Here is an 18,719-nt window from a genome sequence, read left to right on the forward strand (position 1 = left end):
GACGGTTATGACAAGTGGAGTTGAAGTGTCCCTGAGCGCAGCGGTGGGGCCTGAGAAAATTGCCGATTATCTTGGGCATTATGGCTTGCTGACAGAGCCTTTTAATGTCGATGCTGAGGTAGTGGCGCGCGGTGGTTTCTATACCGGTGCTCAGCGTCAGCAAATTCTCGATCAGCTTGTTCATTTGTCGCAGTTTAGTTCCGGCGTTTTACTGGTGTTGGGTGAGGCGGGTTGCGGTAAGAGTGCCTTGCTTCAGGCCTGCCAGGCGCAAGTTGGCGATGATCGACTGGTTTGCTCCATTGAAGCGGGTGTGCTGGATGATCAGCAGGTCTTGTTTGGCCAAATAGCTGAAGTATTAGAGTTGCCTTTCCAGCATTCCGCGGGCCAGCAGTTAGCGGCCATTCGGAGTCATTGTCAGGATGAGGAGTCGGCTGACTTACTGGTGCTGATTGATGATGCCGATCATCTTGATGACCCCATTCTCAGCGGACTCCTAAGTCTGCTGCAGGGCGTTGATCAAGGTCGTTCGGGATTGCATTTGGTGCTGGTTGGCGGGGTTGATCTGGCCGCGCGAATCGATGCTTTCCAAATGCTCGATGTTGCTGTTCATGACTTGTCTCTGCCTGCGTTGACATCTGACGAGTTGGGCGATTATCTGGAGTGTCGCATGCGGGCTGCGGGTCTGGCAGGTGACATGCCGTTCAGTCTTAAGGATATTGAGCAGTTCTGGCAGTTGTCGCTCGGATTGCCTGGAGCGGTAAATAAGCTGGCCCATCAATTTCTGGTTAATCATGCAGGCGAAGTTAATCAGTCACAACAGCGCTCTCTGGGGCTCCCATTTGGTCATATGGCAGCGGTTGTCGTGTTGGGGGCCGCTCTGATTATGGCTGTGGTTTACCGTTATGACGGTACTGCTGAGCAGCAAGTTTCTGTCCCGGAAAAAGCGGTTTCTTTAACACCTTTGGCTCCTAAGGCTGTGATCCAAGGTGCAGAGACAGAGGTTGTTAAAGAGGCTGAGCCGATTGCTGAGCCCCTGTTTAGTGCACCTATACCTGAGCAGTTATCCAGTCATGTTGAGGCCGAACTTCCGAAGCAGGCTTTTGATATGCCTGGGCCTGAAAGTTTTGCTGACGAAGAAGATATTAAACCTTTGCCTGATCCTTCGCTTCAGACTCAGGTGGATCTCGATGCCGACGTCGCAGTCATGAATGATGTAGCCGCTGATATTGTTGAGGCGCCGGTTTGGATGCCCTCGGCTCCTCCTTCGCTAGAGGAGCAGGTGGAGGCAGAAGTACTGCCACCTCTTGAGAATGCTGCTCCGGCGGCAGGCATGGCGCTGGCTGACGACGAAGCATTTCTGCTGCAGCAAGATGAGACCGGCTATGTCCTGCAGGTGTTGGCAGCAGGCTCAGAGCAAGCGATTAAGGCCTTTGTGGGGCGTCAGTCCAATAAGGGTGATTTGAAGGTCTTTGAGGCACGCCGAAATGGCAAGCCGTGGTATGTGGTCGTCGTGGGTATTTATGCGAATAAAGCCGATGCTCGTCGTGCTATTGGGCGTTTACCGGCCGAGCAGCAAAAATCGGGCCCCTGGCCGCGTTCTGTGTTGAGTGTGCAGGCAGAAATCGGCGAAGTTCGCGACATATAGCCTCCTATTGACAGCATTTGCTCTGAATGTTGCCCCCCTGTTGTTATTTTCATCTTGCCTTATCCCCTGCAAGCGGGTAATATTCTGCGCCCATTTGCCTGGGGCCCCTGTTTTGAGGGGCCTTTTTGTCTCAGACAGCTTGGTCTGATAGACAAAAAAGTAAGGCGTAATAGAAGAATTTTTGTGTGAGACAGCGTATGACCACTGGCCTCTACCGGTTAGACGAGTTCAAAGACAACTGTGGTTTCGGTTTGATTGCCCATTTGAAGGGTGAAACCAGTCATGGCTTGTTAAAGACCGCCATTGAAGCATTGACCTGTATGACCCACCGGGGTGGTATTGCCGCCGATGGCAAGACTGGTGATGGTTGCGGCCTGCTGCTGCAAAAACCAGACAGCTTCCTGCGAACCGTAGCCAAAGAACAGGGTATAGACTTGTCTGATATCTACGGCGTTGGTTCTATTATGTTGAGCCAGGACGAGGCTCTGGCCGATAAAGCACGCGCTGTCGTTGCTGAAGAGCTGGCCGCCCAAGGTTTGACCGCCGCTGGTTGGCGTACCGTGCCTACCCAGAATGATTGCCTGGGCCCAATTGCGCTGGATAGTCTGCCCGTCTTCAATCATTTATTTGTTAATGCAGAAGGCCTGACAGAGGCTGAGCTGAACGCCAAGCTGTTCGTTGCCCGTCGCAAGGCTGAAATCCGCCTGAGTGATGATTCTGCCTTCTATATAGCCAGCCTGAGTGCCAAGGTGCTGTCCTACAAAGGCCTGATGATGCCTGTGGACATCCCCAAGTTCTTTACCGACTTGGCTGATGAACGTCTGGAAACTGCGATCTGTGTGTTCCATCAGCGCTTCTCCACCAACACTATGCCGCAGTGGCCGCTGGCCCAGCCATTCCGTATGCTGGCCCACAACGGAGAAATTAACACTGTTATGGGTAACCGCAACTGGTCTGTTGCCCGTACGCCAAAATTCGCCAACGAGATGCTGCCAGAGCTGGAAGAGATTACGCCTCTGGTTAACCGTACCGGCTCTGACTCCTCCAGCCTCGATAATATGCTGGAAGTGCTGCTGACCGGCGGTATGGAGCTGCACCGTGCTGTGCGTATGCTGGTTCCGCCTGCTTGGCAGAACGTTGAGCACATGGATTCCGATCTACGTGCCTTCTATGAATATAACTCCATGCATATCGAACCGTGGGATGGCCCTGCAGGCCTGGTAGTGACCGATGGTCGCTACGCGGTATGTACTCTGGACCGTAACGGTCTGCGTCCTTCTCGTTGGGTAATCACCAAAGATGGCCTGATCACTGTGGCCTCCGAAGTGGGTGTATACGATTACGACCCAGCAGACGTAGTTGCCAAAGGTCGTCTGGGCCCAGGTCAGATCCTGTCTGTGGATACCGAGACTGGCGAACTGTTCCACACCGAAGATGTGGATCAGCAGCTGAAGCAAAGCCAGCCTTATAAAGAGTGGTTGCAGAAGAAAGCGATTCGCATCGAGTCCACGCTGGAATCCGATGTGGCTGAAACCGGTATCGATGCCGGTGAGCTGAAAACCTATATGAAGATGTACCAGGTCTCCTTCGAAGAGCGTGACCAGGTACTGCGTCCATTGGCCGAAGGTGGCCAGGAAGCGACCGGCTCCATGGGTGATGACACCCCTATGGCGGTTCTGTCGCAGCAGAAGCGTACAACCTACGATTACTTCCGTCAGCAGTTCGCCCAGGTAACCAACCCGCCTATCGATCCGTTGCGTGAAGCGATTGTGATGTCGCTGGAGACCTGTATTGGTCGCGAGCTGTCTGTTTACACCGAGACCGAAGATCACGCCAATCGTGTGATTCTGACCTCTCCAGTGCTGTCGCCAGCCAAGTTCCAGGCCCTGTTGAATGTTGATCAGCCGGGCTACGACGTTGCTGAGTTTGGTCTGCACTACGATGCCAGCCAACAAAGCCTGCAAGATGCCATTACTGGTCTGTGTGATCAGGTGGTTGATGCCGTTAAAGCCGGCAAGGTTATCGTTGTGCTGGACGATAGCGGCTTGGATTCTGCGCTGCTGCCTATCCACGCGTTGCTGGCCACGGGTGCAGTGCACCACCGTTTGACCAAAGAAGGTCTGCGTTGTGATGCCAATATCATCGTCAAAACCGCTACTGCTCGCGACCCACATCATATTGCGACGCTGATCGGTTACGGTGCTACCGCCGTCTACCCATACCTGAGCTACCAGGTGCTGAGTGATCTGATGGAAACCGGCGAGCTGCTAACTGATGTGGCTACCGCTTATAAGAATTACCGTAAGGGCATCAACAAGGGCCTGATGAAGATCCTGTCGAAGATGGGTATCTCCACCATTGCCTCTTACCGTGGTGCTCAGCTGTTTGAAGCTGTTGGTCTGTCTGAAGAAGTTATCGACCTGTGCTTCGACGGCACGCCGAGTCGTATTAAAGGTGCACGCTTCGAAGATCTGGAAAATGACCAGAAAGGTCTGGCCAAACTGGCTTGGGTACAGCGCAAGCCTATCGAGCCGGGCGGCATTCTGAAATATGTTCACGGTCAGGAATACCACGCCTTTAACCCGGATGTGGTTCAGGCGCTGCAGGAGGCCGTTAAGAGCGGTGATTACAGTGCCTGGGGTGATTACGCCGAGTTAGTCAATAATCGTCCGGTAGCGACCCTGCGTGACCTGCTGAAGCTGCGTGATGATGTCACCCCTGTGGATCTCAACGAAGTTGAGCCAATGGAAGCCATTGTACGTCGCTTCGACTCTGCCGCTATGTCCCTGGGTGCTCTGTCCCCAGAAGCTCACGAAGCGCTGGCTGAAGCGATGAACCGCCTGGGCGGTCGCTCCAACAGTGGTGAGGGTGGTGAAGATGTTGCCCGTTACGGCACCCTGAAGAATTCCAAGATCAAGCAGATTGCTTCCGGTCGTTTTGGAGTAACACCACACTATCTGGTAAACGCTGAAGTTCTGCAGATTAAAGTGGCCCAGGGCGCCAAGCCCGGTGAAGGCGGTCAGCTGCCAGGCGGTAAGGTCAACGACCTGATTGCACGCCTGCGTTACTCCGTACCCGGTGTGACCCTGATTTCTCCACCGCCACATCACGATATTTACTCGATCGAGGATCTGGCGCAGCTGATCTACGATCTGAAGCAGGTTAATCCGGATGCGCTGGTTTCTGTGAAACTGGTATCCCGTCCTGGTGTCGGTACTATCGCTGCCGGTGTTGCAAAGGCCTACGCTGACCTGATTACCATCTCCGGTTACGACGGTGGTACTGCTGCGAGTCCGCTGACCTCTATTCGCTACGCCGGTTCTCCTTGGGAGCTGGGCCTGTCTGAAACCCATCAGACTCTGCGTGCCAATGACCTGCGAGACAAGGTTCGCGTACAAACCGACGGTGGTTTGAAGTCTGGTCTGGATGTAATTAAAGCCGCAATCCTGGGGGCCGAGAGCTTCGGTTTTGGTACCGCGCCCATGGTAGCTCTGGGTTGTAAGTACCTGCGTATTTGTCACCTGAATAACTGTGCTACCGGTGTTGCTACCCAGAACGATCAGCTGCGTAAAGATCACTATATCGGTACTGTTGATATGGCGATGAACTTCTTCAAGTTTGTTGCTGAAGAAGCCCGTGAGTGGATGGCGCGTCTGGGTGTTCGTTCTCTGGATGAGCTGATCGGTCGCGTTGAGTTGCTGGAAATTCTCGATGGTGAATCTGTCAAGCAGGGCAATCTGGATTTAAGCCCGATTGTTTACACCGATGACCTGCTCAATACCAAGCCACAGATTTGTACTCAGGCGAAAAACGACCCTTACGATAAGGGTGAAAAGGCCGAGGAAATTGTTAAGGCTGTACTGCCAGCGATTGAAGCCAAAGCCGGTGGCGAGTTTGAATTTACCATCACCAACTGTGACCGTTCCATCGGTGCACGTGTCAGTGGTGAGATCGCCAAGCGTCACGGTAATGCGGGCATGAACGATGCGCCGATTACCCTGAAACTGAACGGTATTGCCGGTCAGAGTTTTGGTGTGTGGAACGCCGGCGGTTTGAATCTGGTGCTGGACGGCGATGCCAACGACTACGTTGGTAAAGGTATGGCTGGCGGTAAGATTGTACTGCGTCCGCCTCAGGGTTCTGAGTTCAAGTCCAACGAAACCAGCATTATGGGTAATACCTGTTTGTACGGTGCGACTGGCGGTAAGTTGTTTGCTGCGGGTCAGGCCGGTGAGCGTTGCGGTGTTCGTAACTCCGGTGCTCATGTTGTGGTTGAAGGTGCCGGTGACCACTGTTGTGAATATATGACCGGTGGTGTGGTAACCGTTCTGGGCGATACTGGTGTTAACTTCGGTGCAGGTATGACCGGTGGTTTCGCCTATGTTCTGGATCAGAACAACACCTTCGTTGATAAGTACAACAACGAGTTGATTGAGATTCATCGTATTAACCGCGAAGCGCTGGAAGCCCACCGCAACCATCTGCGCGGTATTATCGAAGAGTTTGTTGCCGAGACGAACAGTGCCTGGGGCCAGGAGTTGTTAAACAACTTCGAAGACTTTATTGGCAAGTTCTGGTTGGTAAAACCCAAAGCAGCCAGCTTGGGCCAGCTGCTGGATAACGTGAAGCAGCGCGGCGAATAATCGCCACTGCTTCCACGTCAAACAGCAACTAACGCAATTAGAGAAAGAATTATGGCTGACCGTTTACAAAATAACTTTCAGTTTCTCGATGTAGGTCGACAGGACCCGAACAAGAAAGATATCGACACCCGTAAAAACGATTTTGTCGAAATCTACCAGCCGTTCAGTGAAGAGCAGGTGCAGAACCAGTCTCACCGCTGTCTGGAATGTGGTAACCCCTACTGTGAGTGGAAGTGTCCGGTACACAACTATATTCCAAACTGGCTGAAACTGATTTCCGAAGGCAACATCATCGAAGCGGCCAACTTGAGTCATCAGACCAATTCTCTGCCAGAAGTGTGTGGCCGTGTATGCCCACAGGATCGTCTGTGTGAAGGCGCTTGTACCCTGAACGACGGTTTTGGTGCTGTGACCATTGGTAATGTTGAGAAGTACATTACCGATACTGCTATGGCCATGGGTTGGAAGCCAGACATGTCCAAAGTGGTTTGGACGGATAAGAAAGTTGCCGTTATCGGTGCGGGCCCGGCAGGTCTGGGTTGTGCAGATATCCTGGTGCGCAACGGTGTTAAGCCTGTTGTGTTTGATCGCCACCCAGAAATTGGTGGTCTGCTGACTTTCGGTATTCCAGAGTTCAAACTGGAAAAAGACGTGCTGGTTAAGCGTCGTGAGATGTTCACCGAAATGGGTGTTGAGTTCCGTCTCAGCACTGAAATCGGTAAAGACATTCAGATGCAGGAACTGCTCGATGAGTACGATGCCGTATTTATGGGCATGGGTACCTACAACTACATGAAAGGTGGTTTCCCGGGTGAGGATCTGCCAGGTGTATACGACGCACTGCCGTTCCTGATTTCCAACGTAAATCGCAACCTGGGCTTTGAGAAAGACGCTGATGAATTCATCAGTGTTGAAGGCAAGAAAGTGGTTGTTCTTGGTGGTGGTGATACCGCCATGGACTGTAACCGTACTTCCATTCGTCAGCAGGCAAACACAGTGACCTGTGCCTACCGTCGTGACGAAGAGAATATGCCGGGCTCCAAGCGTGAAGTGGCCAACGCCAAAGAAGAAGGTGTTGAGTTCCTCTTTAACCGTCAGCCTATTGCCATTGTTGGTGAAGAGAAGGTTGAAGGCGTTAAGGTTGTGACGACTCAGCTGGGTGAGCCAGACGAAAATGGTCGTCGCCGTCCTGAGCCAATCCCTGGCAGTGAAGAAGTGCTGGATGCCGATGTGGTATTAATTGCCTTCGGTTTCCGTCCAAGCCCTGCGCCTTGGTTTGACGATCACAATATCACTGTAAACGACTGGGGTGGTGTTGAAGCACCTGAAGCTCAGGAGTTCGCTTTCCAGACCAGCAACCCGAAAGTATTTGCTGGTGGTGATATGGTGCGTGGTTCTGACCTGGTGGTAACCGCCATCTGGGAAGGTCGCCAGGCCGCAGAAGGTATCCTCGACTTCTTGAATGTGTAAGCATTCAGTCGCGAGTAGAAAGGCACGCTTGGCGTGCCTTTTTTGTATGTGCATTTGATCTATCTGGGTTGTACTGATCCCACGAATGGCGCACTATTTGCTGCCATAAGCCTGAATACATAACGCCAAGTTGTAATAGAGCCGAATATGACAGAATTAAAAAACGATCGTTTCCTGCGCGCCCTGTTGCGCCAGCCTGTGGATATGACCCCTGTGTGGATGATGCGTCAGGCAGGTCGCTATCTACCTGAATACCGTGCAACCCGTGCCCAGGCAGGCGACTTTATGGGGCTGTGTACCAATCCAGAGCTGGCTTGCGAGGTTACCCTGCAGCCGCTGGATCGTTATCCACAGTTGGATGCGGCGATTTTATTCTCTGATATTCTGACTATCCCGGATGCCATGGGCTTGGGCCTCTATTTTGAAACTGGCGAAGGCCCACGATTTAAGAAATCCGTGCACACCGCTGCCGATATTGAAGCCTTGCCGATTGTTGATCCCCACAAGGATCTGCCCTATGTGGTTGATGCCGTAAGCACGATTCGTCGTGAATTGAATGGCCGAGTGCCGCTGATTGGCTTTACTGGTAGCCCGTGGACGCTGGCCACTTATATGGTCGAAGGTGGCTCCAGTAAAGATTACCGTCGCACCAAAGCGATGCTTTACGATCAGCCAGAAGTGTTACACCTGTTGTTGGAAAAGCTGGCGATTTCAGTAACTGATTACCTCAATGCCCAGATTGAGGCGGGCGCTCAGGCAGTACAGATCTTTGATTCCTGGGGAGGTGCACTGAGTTACAACGCTTATCAGGAATTCTCCCTGCGTTATATGCAGAAGATTATCGATGGTCTAATCAAAGAGCGCGAAGGTCGTCAGATCCCAGTGATTCTGTTTACCAAAGGCGGAGGCCAGTGGCTGGAGTTAATGGCTGAAACCGGTGCTACCACCTTGGGCTTGGATTGGACCACCGATATTGGTCAGGCCCGTGCCCGTGTTGGTGATAAGGTATCCCTGCAGGGTAATATGGATCCGGCCGTACTTTATGCCAGCCCGGAGGCTATTCGTCGCGAAGTGGCCACCATCCTTAAGGGCTTTGGCAATGGCTCGGGTCATGTCTTTAACCTGGGCCACGGTGTAACTCCGCATGTGGACCCAGCCCATGCCGGTGCCTTCTTTGAGGCTGTTCACGAGCTGTCTGCGCAGTATCATCAAGAAAACTCATAAGCTTCTGTAAGTCGCTTGTAGACCCCGCTACAAGCGGCTGTTTCTAGCCTGCTTCCATCTGCTAATTCCTCCGTTGAGCGCTGAGCTATCCTGAAAGAGTGGATATTTACGCGTCCTTTGGCCAAAATGTGAACAGGGCGGTTTGTTATAGCAGCCCATTACGTATACTGGCGAGTCCTGCCTTCGGTGTGAAGGATTGAAACTACAAGGGAAGTCAGTATAGTGCAGAGTCGGATTCGCGACGGGGATGTTGCAGTGGGCATTAAACAGGTAAAGGTTGACGTCAATGAGCTGACCGTGGGGATGTTTGTCTCCGGGTTAGATCGTCCGTGGACCCAAACCCCGTTTCCCCTGCAGGGTTTTTATATTCGCGAGCTCGATGAGATTAAAGAGCTTAAGCAGCACTGTCGCCACGTCTATATTGATCTCGCCAAGGGTTCTGGACCAGTTTCTGCGAATCTCAAGAAGCTATCCGGTGCTTCTTCGAATAAATCATCTCCCAGGGTAAATCGCTCCGCTACGGTTAAAGTTGATGTTGCGCCTTTAAAGATAAAGCGCAATGCCTATAACGATATACAGCAGCCTCTCAAAAAAGAAGTTAAGAACGCAAAACAGCTTCACCAAAAAGTCTTTTCTGCTGTGGGTGAGGTCGTAGACCAATTAGACCATGGACAATCAATCCCTGTGAGAGAAACCCAGCAGGTTGCCAGTGAAATGGTCGACAGCGTGTTGCGTAACCCCGATGCGTTAAGCTGGTTAACCCGTGTACGGGAAAAAGATGAGCACACTTACAGCCACTCGGTGCGCTGTGCGGTATGGGCGATTATTTTTGGTCGTCATATTGGCCTGGTGAAAAAAGATCTCGATGTCTTGGCCATGGGAGTGTTGTTAAAGGATGTGGGTAAGACCCGCCTGGATCAAAAACTGATTAGCATGAAGCAGCGCTCGGCACCGCAGGAACGTGAGTACGAGCAATTTGTGGGCTACGGTGTTGATATCTTAAGGGCTACAGAAGGGGTGTCCCCCAGAGTTATCGCTGTGGTAAAAAATCACTGTGAACGTATTAATGGTTCGGGTTTTCCTCAACAGTTAAAGGGCGACAAGATTCCTCTGCTGGGAAAAATCGCGGGCATAGTGACTTTTTATGATGATACCACCAACCCCCGTGGAGAAACCTATCCCCTGGCGCCATCCAAGGCTGTGGCTAAGCTCTACGAGTTGCGCAACAGTGAGTTTCAGGAAGAGCTGGTAGTGGAATTTATCCGTGCTATCGGTCTCTACCCAACGGGCACACTGGTCGAGTTAAGTACCGGCGAGGTTGGCGTGGTGGTGGAGCAAAACTTTGAGCGTCGGTTAAAACCTAAAGTGATGATTGTGCTGGATTCCTGCAAGCATACGCTCGGTAAACCTTTCCTTTTGGATATGGCGGAGGATGATCGTCAGAAGCAGGCGTTGGTTGATGCTGGTAAAAAAACACTCAATGAAGTTGAAAAAATCGAAATACTGCGTGATCTGGAGCCAGGCTCCTATGAAGTAGATATTGCCGAAATTCGCGATAACTACCTATTTAAAAAAGAGCGCAAAGGTCTGCTGTCTTTCTTAAAGCGCGGCGATTAATTACCATCTCCGAATGTACGATCCCGAAACCTGGCAGGCTTTTCTGCAGTCTTCCCATACTTTGCCTACAAGTAAACGTGAATATCCCGAGTGGCATCAAGGCAGGAGCAGGTTTTGTGTATGGGCAATTTTGCTGGAGCAAGCATCTATTGTCAGTCTGCAGCGCCAAGCCCAATCCTGGTTACAAGATTATTTGTTGTTGCCCTATAGTCGCCAACCGCATATCACCTTAACGGCTTGCGGTTTCTGGCAGCCTGAAGCAGCTTTACAGCAAGAAGATAACTTTTCCGGCTTACAGCAGCACCTACAGTTGCTCGATAGCGCTGAATTATCGCCCTTTGAATTACAATTGGGCGGGTTGAACAGCTTTACAACCGTGCCGTTCTTTGAGGTGTCTGATCCTGGTGCTATGTTGGGGAAACTACGTCAGTCGCTCCCCAGTTATTTTGAAACCATTCGCCAAGTGCCCTACTGTCCGCATGTGACCATCGGCTGTTATAACAAGGCTTGGCCAACAGCCGATATTGCCAAGCGAATTCAGGCGTTCCCGCCTGTTGCACCTGTCACCATAAAGGTTGAGCAAATCGCTTTACTAAGTTACTCCACTAAAGATATCGGCTCATCTTTAGAGGTTGAGTATTCGTATAAACTTTAGTTTCGTTCAGACAGCGCTTGTGCAATTGCCAGGGTACGCTGAGCTTCTTCAACATGCAGGTTCTCAACCAGCTTGCCATCCACCACAACAACACCTTGGCCTTCGCTGGTTGCCTGCTGCCAGGCGTCAATTATTTTTTGTGCCTGTTCAGCAGCCCCTTCGGTTAACCCAAATGTGTCATTGGCTGGCTGGATTTGTTTGGGGTGAATCAGTGATTTGCCATCAAAGCCCAAATGCCTGCCTTGCTCACAGGCTGAGAGGTAGCCTTGCTCATCACTGAGATCCAGATGCACACCATCAATAATATCCAGGCTGTGTGCTCGCGCAGCCAGGACACACTGGCTTAGCGAGGTGATAAAGCCGAGGCGATCGGGGGTGTGAGGTACTCGCAGTTCCTTGGAAAGGTCTGAGGTTCCCATTACCACAACTTGTAGGCGATCTTGATCCGCACAAATGGCATCGATATCCAAAACCCCGCGAGGAGTTTCGATCATAATCCAGATACCTAAAGACTCTGGGGCACCTGCATGGTTAAGAATTTCAATGGCTGCCTTAATTTCATCGGCACTCTCTACTTTAGGCAGACACACGGCATCGGCAGAGGTTTTTGCGGCGGCTTCCAGATCGGCTTTTCCCCAAGGCGTATTGAGTCCATTACTGCGGATCACTAATTCCCTGTAACCATAACCGCCCTGATTAACCGCCTCACATATCAGGTTTCTGGCATTGTCTTTTTGAGATGGGGCAACGGCGTCTTCCAAGTCCAAAATCAGTGCATCGGCATCCAGTGTTTTGGCTTTTTCCAGAGCGCGGGCATTGGATCCGGGCATATACAGGGCTGAACGACGTGGGCGAATCTGATGCATGATTAATTCTCGAGCGGGTATTTTTTAGTGGGAAATCAATACCGCAATCATAACATGCAAGACCACTTTTTAGCCTGAGCAATATTTAAACGTAATGCTAAAGCGGCGCCAGATAAGGCTTAGGGGTACTTATCCACAAGTTGTCCGGAAAGTCATTCAGGGTTTCTGTGAGTAAACTCTACTTGTGAGTAAGCGAGGATTAATTGATCGCTTTCAGGATAACAAACTTCTTGTTTGAGGCGATTAATTCACAGTTACCAAACAAGCGCTTTAATTGTTGGTGGTAATTCAGATGGCGATTGCCTACTACCCACAGTTCCCCTCCAGCCCGAAGTACCCGCTTGGCATCCTTAAACATGCGCCGCGCAATATGATCGCCAACAGTGTGTTGCTGATGGAAAGGAGGGTTGTTCAAGATGATATCGGCGCTGTTACTGGCAAAGGCATCCAGACAGTTGTCGACATAAAAGTTAGCTTGTTGCTCTGGGTTGTGCCTGTGCATATTTACTTGCGCACTGGCTACCGCCATATAGGACTCGTCGGTGAAGTGCAGATGTGCCTGTGGGTTGGCCCTGGCAGCCAAAATACCCAGCAGGCCATTACCGCAACCCAAGTCGATGATATCTTTTTCGCCTTGCTGCTCAGGTAAATGCTGAATAAAAAAGCGACTGCCAATATCCAGTCCGCCCTGTGAAAAGACATTGGCGTGATTGGTCAGCTTAAGATCAAGCTCAGGCAGTGATAACTCCGAAGGGTAGGGCGAGGTTTTTTGATGGTCTTCGGACTCGGACTGATAGTGACAAAAAACCAGGCGCGCTTTCTTTTGCGCCAAACTGCTATGACTGGGGCCAACAATATCGCTAAAGGCTTGAATGTCATTCGCGTGCAGGTTCTTGACCATGGCGCAGCCAATAATCACGCTCTTGTCGTGCAGCAGGGGTCGTAATCGGTAGAGTTGATCTTCCAGTAATGCCCGGGTTTTGGGAATACGGATAAGCACAAGATCTAATGGCTTGGGCGGAACCTGCAGGCTGTTGAGCCAATGGATTTGGCTGCTCTCTACTCCATTGGTGCTTAGATTCTCCTTACAGGCCTGGTGGGCAAGGAAAGAATCAGAAATAAAGCAGGGATTTAATTGCCTCAACGCTGTTGTGAGCGCACCAAAGGTATCGTTGACAATTGCAGTCGTTGGCTTTTGCTCCAGAAACTCTCTATGTTCATCGTATAAATGGTGCAACAGGTATTCATCGGCGGCGTCCCATGCGCGCAGGGACTTTTCCCTGCCCGTGGCTTTGCTGCGTGGAAATCTTTCCAGAGTAAGTGTTTCTTGAAAAGGAGACTGGAAGTGGATTTCCATAAATAAAACCTGAAATGATGAGCGAGGGCGCGCAAAAGCAGGGCGTATTAGACCCTCAGCTGGGCGCTAGTTCAAGTTAACTATAGCGTTTACGGCGGTAGTTGTTGGTGCGTACCGTGCCGATGTGGAATTTATTGGTGCAGAAGTACCTAGTGATCTTTGCATGTCTTACAGAAAACCCCAGAGAGCATGTTGTTTTAGCAGACTGGCACGCAATGTGCTCTTCTATGGTTATCCGTTACGCAAAAGATAGATCGCAGAGAGGAAAGCTATTTAGGTCGCATACCCATACAGCATTCTACCCGGCAAGCCTGCAACGACGTAGGTGACCAGGAGTAAATACTAGACCGAGCAAAGGCGCTCACAAGTAACCAGCAATGGTTGTCTTGTGGGCGCCTTTTTGTTTTTGGGCTGATGCAACTGTCCGCTAAATACATTATGAACAGTGTTTGTTTGGCCATTCCAGAGGGTGATAAGCCAGAAGCCATTGAGGCATGCGTTGCCAGTGATAGTGCAGCTGCTCTGCAGGTGTTGGTCATTGGCAGCGGCCCGGTAGGTGTGCGTGTGGCCAATGAAATATTGGATAGAACGCCATATGCACGGGTGCACTTGTTCAGTAATGAGCCTTTTCAGCCCTATAACCGCGTACAGCTGTCGTCTCTGTTGGCTGGAGAGGTATCGCCAACAGATATTGAGTTGCCGTTACCGGTAGTTAAACACCAGCATCGTTTCACGTTCAGCATTGCGGCTGTTACAGCCATACATCCTGGTGAAAAGCGCATTGAGGATGCAATAGGCAATGTGCACAGTTATGACAAGTTAATTATTGCTACAGGGGCTCGCGCCCATGTGCCGCATATTCCCGGTATCAATCATCAGGGTGTGTATACCTTTCGAAATTTAAAAGATGCCGAATCTCTCTATGGACGTGTAGCACGTTCTCGTCACATGGTTGTTGTGGGTGGTGGTTTATTGGGGTTGGAAGCCGCTCGAGGGCTGCTGCGTTTTAATACGATGGTCACTCTGATTCAGCAAGGTAGCCACCTAATGAATCGGCAGTTGGATGAAGAGTCAGCAGCCAATCTTCAGCACCAGGTGGAAGCTCTGGGCATTAGAGTTATTACCAATGCCGGTGTTCGAGAAATTCTGGGGGACAGCCGTGTTACTGGCGTTAAAACCCGTAGCGGTGAGCTGATCAGTTGCGACACTGTGCTCTTGTGTGCAGGTATCAAACCTAATGTTGAGCTTGCACGGGAGGCGCGCCTGCAAGTGGCCAATGGCATTGTTGTTGATGACAACATGCAAACCAGTAGCCCGGATATCTATGCCATAGGTGAATGCAGTGAACATCAAGGAGTGACCTATGGCTTGGTAAACCCTGGCTATGAGCAGGCATCGGTAGTTGCCGATCGCATCAGTGGTGGCCATGCCTGCTATAGCGGTACTCAAACCGTTAGTCGCCTGAAGGTTGTGGGCGAACAGGTTGTAAGCTTTGGCGAGGTTGCTGATATACGCCAGCGCCCTATGCAACAAATTTTGGTTCATCGAAATACCAAGCAGAACATTTACCGCAAGATAATCATCCATAAAGGCGCCGTGATCGGCGCTCTAGGTACTGGCGCGTGGCCTGAGAGTGGCCGTCTGCAGGAAGCTTATAAATCAGGGCGACATATCTGGCGTTGGCAACAGCTGTTGTTTATTGCTACAGGAAGATTATGGCCATTCAAAAATGCTGATGATGTTCGCAAGTGGCCGGCATCTGCCATTGTTTGCCAGTGTAATGGGGTTACTCAAGGGGCTCTCAATGAAGCCTGCGCCTCTCTTGCGGTATCCGGCCAACCTTCGGTTTCTTGTTTAGGTGCTGCTACCGGTGCAGGGATGGTGTGTGGTTCCTGCAAGCCGTTGTTGAGTCAGATGCTGGGCGATGGCGCTAAGTTGGAGAAGAGCCAGGGCTGGTTGTGGTTACTCGTTGGCAGTTTGCTAGCGCTGGCCATAACCTCACTGCAACTGCTTATGCCAGAGGCCAAGGTTGCAGACAGTGTGCAGGCCGATCGTTGGTTTGAATCCATATGGAATGACAAGTTCTGGAAGCAGGTCACCGGGTTTAGCTTGTTGGGGATGACCATTATTGGGTTACTGATGTCCCTGCGCAAACGGCTTGGTTTTACCTGGATGGGTAAGTTTGGCTACTGGCGTTTACTGCATAGTTTTCTCGGTGTCGCTTGCGCGGCAATGCTGATTTTTCACACTGGATTTCATTTAGGCGAAAACCTAAATCAATTACTGATGCTGAGTTTTGTGGGCGTGTTGGTGTTAGGGGCAACGGCGGGTGCAGTCACGGGCTTGCTGCATCGCTTACCTGCTGCTCAGGCTCAAACGATTCAGAAAAGCTTAAATTATTTGCATATTGTCATCGCCTGGCCATTACCGGCTTTATTGGCGGCACATATCTTTAGTGTCTATTACTTTTAGTCGCCGGGTGATCTAGTGAAGAAAACAGTTTGGTTTGTTTGGATAATCATGACCCTGGCAATTGCCGGTTATTTCGCTTACGTCATGGTGGTGGCAGAAGATAAACAGGAAATCTTAATTGGTGATGCCAGCCATGGCCACTTTCAAATCGAGCTGTCGTGTAATGCCTGTCATACCGACGCATTCGGTGGTGGAGAGGTTATTCAGACTGCTTGTGAAGGTTGCCATGCAGAAGAATTAAAAGAGGCGCACGATTCTCATCCGCGGAAGAAATTTACCGATCCTCGAAATGCAGATCGTTTAGAAATTATGGACGCACGTCAGTGTGTCACTTGTCATACCGAACATCAAAAAGAGCAAACTCATCCCATGGGGGTGACCGTGCCGGACGATTACTGTTACCACTGCCATAAAGATGTGGGTGAAGAGCGGGAGAGTCACAAGGATTTGGCTTTTGACTCCTGTGCCAGTGCGGGATGCCATAACTACCACGACAACCGTGCCCTCTATGAGAGTTTCCTGGTTGATAACTCTGGGGGTGAATGGCTTAAGGAAATTGCAACCTTGCCGTCAGCCAATCATGCAGCGAAAACGGCGAAAGTAAAATCCTATAAACCCTCTCCAGAGATAGATGAGGGCAAACAGGCTGCTCACCCGGATATTGCTAGTGAGTGGTTAGCTAGCGCCCATGGACAATCGGATATTGGTTGTAGCGGTTGCCATACAGAAAAGTCCGACCAGCAATGGATAGAAAAGCCTGGCATAGAGCAATGCCAAAGCTGTCACCAGCAAGAGGCTAAAGGATTTTTGTCGGGTAAACATGGTATGCGTTTAGCTGCATCTCTATCAGCTATGACGCCTTCGCAGTCAGAGTTACCATTTAAAACCACGGCTATGCATACAGAGCAGGGATGCATCAGTTGTCATGGCGCCCATGATTTCAATACTCAGCGTGCCGCCGTCGAGGCCTGTTTGGGGTGCCATAACGACGAGCACAGCCAGAACTTTATGCAATCACCCCATGGCCAGCTGGCTATTGATGCCTGGAATCTAGAGGCGGGACAGGAAAGTGCTGTTACTTGTGCAACATGCCATATGCCAAAACTGGTTCATAAGACAAAAGGCAAAGAGGCAAAAGTTCGTGTCGAACATAACCAGAATGCCGTGTTGCGACCCAATGAGAAAATGATACGACCCGTTTGCATGCAATGCCACAGTTTGGAATTTTCCATTGATGCGCTGGCATCTCCGGAATTGATAAAAAACAATTTCAGCGGCAAGCCTACATTACATGTGCCGTCAGTAGATTGGGCAAAAGAACGAGTAAAAGAGTGAAAAGATTTTAATCGACCGTGAGGAAGCAAGCATGAAAAAACTGTTAATGACCTCGGCAGTAGCCGTAGCTGTATTGGGTTTAACTGGTTGTGGGGAGCCGGAAACTAAAGGCATCGAACCGAGTAAATACACTGACTCGTTGTTCGCTGTGATGAAGGCTGACCGCACCAATTACACCAAGTTGGTTGTTAAGCGTTTGGGGCCTGCCGGCGCTGGCGTTGTTAAACCAGACGAGCATTGGCAGGATATTGAAAATGGTACTTTGTTGCCTGCACAGATGTTCCGTGCCGGGGCAGAAGCCGTTGCCGATATGACTGACGATTTCACCTATTCATTGCAGTCTATCTGGCCTATCAATAGCCAAAATGCACCGAAAACCAAAATGGAAAAAGAGGGGCTGGAGTTTATCGCCGCTAATCCAGGTGAAAACTTCTACGGTGAAGAAACCTTAGGGGATACCACTTACTTTACTGCGGTTTATCCGGATGTTGCCGTTTCTGATGCCTGTACGTCATGTCATAACGAGCACAAGGATTCGCCCAAAGATGATTTCCAGTTGGGTGAAGTGATGGGTGGTGTTGTTATTCGTGTTCCACTTTAAGCCTTAGCTTACATTCACAAAGATAATCAATAAGGAGTAGATATGCCCTCTAATAGCTTTTGTGTAGTTTTCAAAGTGGCAGCGCTAGTGCTCTTGTTAAGTGCATGCAGTGACCAGGGGCAGAACAAGGAGGTTCAATCGACCATGTCTGATGCCCTGGTGCAGGGTGAAACCTTGTATAAGCAAAATTGCAAGGTCTGTCATGCCCAAGGTATTAATGGCGCCCCTATTCTGGGGAATAAAAAAATGTGGGGACCTCGTATGACTAAAGGTGCAGATGCGTTGGCAGCTAACGCTGTCGCTGGTGTTGGTCTGATGCCAGCTAAAGGCGGCAAGGATCACCTTTCAGATGCTGAGATTCGATTGGTCGTTGATTATTACCTCTATAAATTACAGTAAACCGTGAACAATATTTTCAAACTAACCGTTTTTGAAATAACAACCTGAGAAGGAAGTGATTATGTCTATCTATGAAAAAATTGGTGGTGCGCCAGCTGTTGATGCAGCAGTGGATATTTTCTACCGTAAAGTCCTGGCTGATGATCGTATTAACGAATTCTTCGATACTGTGGATATGGAAGGCCAGCACCTTAAGCAGAAGGCTTTTCTGACCATGGCGTTTGGTGGACCAAACAATTACACTGGCAAAGATATGCGAGCAGCCCACAAACATATGAAGTTGAACGAAGGGCATTTCAATGCTGTGGCTGAAAATCTGGTCGAAACACTTAAAGAGTTGAGTGTTCCCCAGGAGTACATTGATGAAATTATCGCTGTGTGCCTGAGCGTGAAAGACGATGTGTTAAACGTTGAACCTGCTGAGGCATAAGCTTT

Annotated in this window: 13 protein-coding genes; 11 read left to right on the plus strand and 2 right to left on the minus strand. The window is 50.4% G+C overall.

What is annotated here, in order from left to right; translation table 11 throughout:
• The first annotated feature begins 7 nt into the window (after positions 1-7).
• The 6 genes from ACGHZ6_RS01870 (at position 8) to ACGHZ6_RS01895 (ending at position 11,254) form a co-directional block, all read left to right on the plus strand.
• A complete protein-coding gene (locus ACGHZ6_RS01870) occupies positions 8-1,645 on the plus strand; it encodes an SPOR domain-containing protein (RefSeq protein WP_390617085.1) in 1,638 nt (545 codons plus the stop codon).
• A gap of 197 nt (positions 1,646-1,842) precedes the next feature.
• Positions 1,843-6,288, plus strand: a complete 4,446-nt coding sequence (gltB, locus tag ACGHZ6_RS01875; RefSeq protein WP_390619139.1) for a glutamate synthase large subunit — start codon at positions 1,843-1,845, stop codon at positions 6,286-6,288.
• 51 nt (positions 6,289-6,339) lie between these two features.
• Positions 6,340-7,758, plus strand: coding sequence for an FAD-dependent oxidoreductase (locus tag ACGHZ6_RS01880; RefSeq protein WP_390617086.1), 1,419 nt, complete (start codon positions 6,340-6,342; stop codon positions 7,756-7,758).
• Positions 7,759-7,905: 147 nt separating this feature from the next.
• Positions 7,906-8,982, plus strand: coding sequence for a uroporphyrinogen decarboxylase (gene hemE / locus ACGHZ6_RS01885; protein ID WP_390617087.1), 1,077 nt, complete (start codon positions 7,906-7,908; stop codon positions 8,980-8,982).
• 255 nt (positions 8,983-9,237) lie between these two features.
• Positions 9,238-10,599 (plus strand): HD-GYP domain-containing protein, encoded by a 1,362-nt coding sequence (locus ACGHZ6_RS01890; RefSeq protein ID WP_390619140.1) that lies wholly within the window; start codon positions 9,238-9,240, stop codon positions 10,597-10,599.
• A gap of 13 nt (positions 10,600-10,612) precedes the next feature.
• Positions 10,613-11,254, plus strand: coding sequence for a 2'-5' RNA ligase family protein (locus tag ACGHZ6_RS01895; RefSeq protein ID WP_390617088.1), 642 nt, complete (start codon positions 10,613-10,615; stop codon positions 11,252-11,254).
• On the opposite strand, the gene ACGHZ6_RS01900 is transcribed toward ACGHZ6_RS01895, so the two are convergent.
• Positions 11,251-12,120: an HpcH/HpaI aldolase/citrate lyase family protein gene (locus ACGHZ6_RS01900; protein ID WP_390617089.1), complete on the minus strand. Its 870-nt coding sequence runs from the start codon at positions 12,118-12,120 to the stop codon at positions 11,251-11,253. The genes ACGHZ6_RS01895 and ACGHZ6_RS01900 overlap by 4 nt on opposite strands.
• Before the next feature lie 199 nt (positions 12,121-12,319).
• Complete coding sequence (locus tag ACGHZ6_RS01905) at positions 12,320-13,477, minus strand: methyltransferase (RefSeq protein WP_390617090.1); 1,158 nt, start codon at positions 13,475-13,477, stop codon at positions 12,320-12,322.
• A 438-nt stretch (positions 13,478-13,915) separates the two neighbouring features.
• Here ACGHZ6_RS01905 and ACGHZ6_RS01910 point away from each other — a divergent pair, with 438 nt between their 5' ends.
• From ACGHZ6_RS01910 to ACGHZ6_RS01930, 5 genes are all read left to right on the plus strand, one after another.
• Positions 13,916-15,949, plus strand: a complete 2,034-nt coding sequence (locus ACGHZ6_RS01910) for an FAD-dependent oxidoreductase (protein WP_390617091.1) — start codon at positions 13,916-13,918, stop codon at positions 15,947-15,949.
• Positions 15,950-15,964: 15 nt separating this feature from the next.
• Complete coding sequence (locus ACGHZ6_RS01915; protein ID WP_390617092.1) at positions 15,965-17,284, plus strand: cytochrome c3 family protein; 1,320 nt, start codon at positions 15,965-15,967, stop codon at positions 17,282-17,284.
• Positions 17,285-17,315: 31 nt separating this feature from the next.
• The gene (locus ACGHZ6_RS01920; RefSeq protein WP_390617093.1) at positions 17,316-17,885 is read left to right on the plus strand and encodes a DUF3365 domain-containing protein; all 570 of its coding nucleotides are present in this window, start codon (positions 17,316-17,318) and stop codon (positions 17,883-17,885) included.
• Between the two features lie 42 nt (positions 17,886-17,927).
• Complete coding sequence (locus ACGHZ6_RS01925) at positions 17,928-18,284, plus strand: c-type cytochrome (protein WP_390617094.1); 357 nt, start codon at positions 17,928-17,930, stop codon at positions 18,282-18,284.
• A 61-nt stretch (positions 18,285-18,345) separates the two neighbouring features.
• On the plus strand, positions 18,346-18,714 hold the full coding sequence (locus ACGHZ6_RS01930; protein WP_390617095.1) for a group 1 truncated hemoglobin: 369 nt from the start codon (positions 18,346-18,348) through the stop codon (positions 18,712-18,714).
• Positions 18,715-18,719 lie beyond the last annotated feature (5 nt).

Source organism: Maricurvus nonylphenolicus (assembly GCF_042854845.1).
Taxonomy (GTDB): Bacteria; Pseudomonadota; Gammaproteobacteria; order Pseudomonadales; family Cellvibrionaceae; genus Maricurvus; species Maricurvus nonylphenolicus.

What these genes read in the sequence shown, in the direction of transcription:
- ACGHZ6_RS01870 (WP_390617085.1), top strand. Translation starts at nt 8, where the DNA reads ATGACAAGTGGAGTTGAAGTGTCCCTGAGCGCAGCGGTGGGGCCTGAG.
- gltB (WP_390619139.1), top strand. Translation starts at nt 1,843, where the DNA reads ATGACCACTGGCCTCTACCGGTTAGACGAGTTCAAAGACAACTGTGGT.
- ACGHZ6_RS01880 (WP_390617086.1), top strand. Translation starts at nt 6,340, where the DNA reads ATGGCTGACCGTTTACAAAATAACTTTCAGTTTCTCGATGTAGGTCGA.
- hemE (WP_390617087.1), top strand. Translation starts at nt 7,906, where the DNA reads ATGACAGAATTAAAAAACGATCGTTTCCTGCGCGCCCTGTTGCGCCAG.
- ACGHZ6_RS01895 (WP_390617088.1), top strand. Translation starts at nt 10,613, where the DNA reads ATGTACGATCCCGAAACCTGGCAGGCTTTTCTGCAGTCTTCCCATACT.
- ACGHZ6_RS01900 (WP_390617089.1), bottom strand. Translation starts at nt 12,120, where the DNA reads ATGCATCAGATTCGCCCACGTCGTTCAGCCCTGTATATGCCCGGATCC.
- ACGHZ6_RS01905 (WP_390617090.1), bottom strand. Translation starts at nt 13,477, where the DNA reads ATGGAAATCCACTTCCAGTCTCCTTTTCAAGAAACACTTACTCTGGAA.
- ACGHZ6_RS01910 (WP_390617091.1), top strand. Translation starts at nt 13,916, where the DNA reads ATGAACAGTGTTTGTTTGGCCATTCCAGAGGGTGATAAGCCAGAAGCC.
- ACGHZ6_RS01920 (WP_390617093.1), top strand. Translation starts at nt 17,316, where the DNA reads ATGAAAAAACTGTTAATGACCTCGGCAGTAGCCGTAGCTGTATTGGGT.
- ACGHZ6_RS01925 (WP_390617094.1), top strand. Translation starts at nt 17,928, where the DNA reads ATGCCCTCTAATAGCTTTTGTGTAGTTTTCAAAGTGGCAGCGCTAGTG.
- ACGHZ6_RS01930 (WP_390617095.1), top strand. Translation starts at nt 18,346, where the DNA reads ATGTCTATCTATGAAAAAATTGGTGGTGCGCCAGCTGTTGATGCAGCA.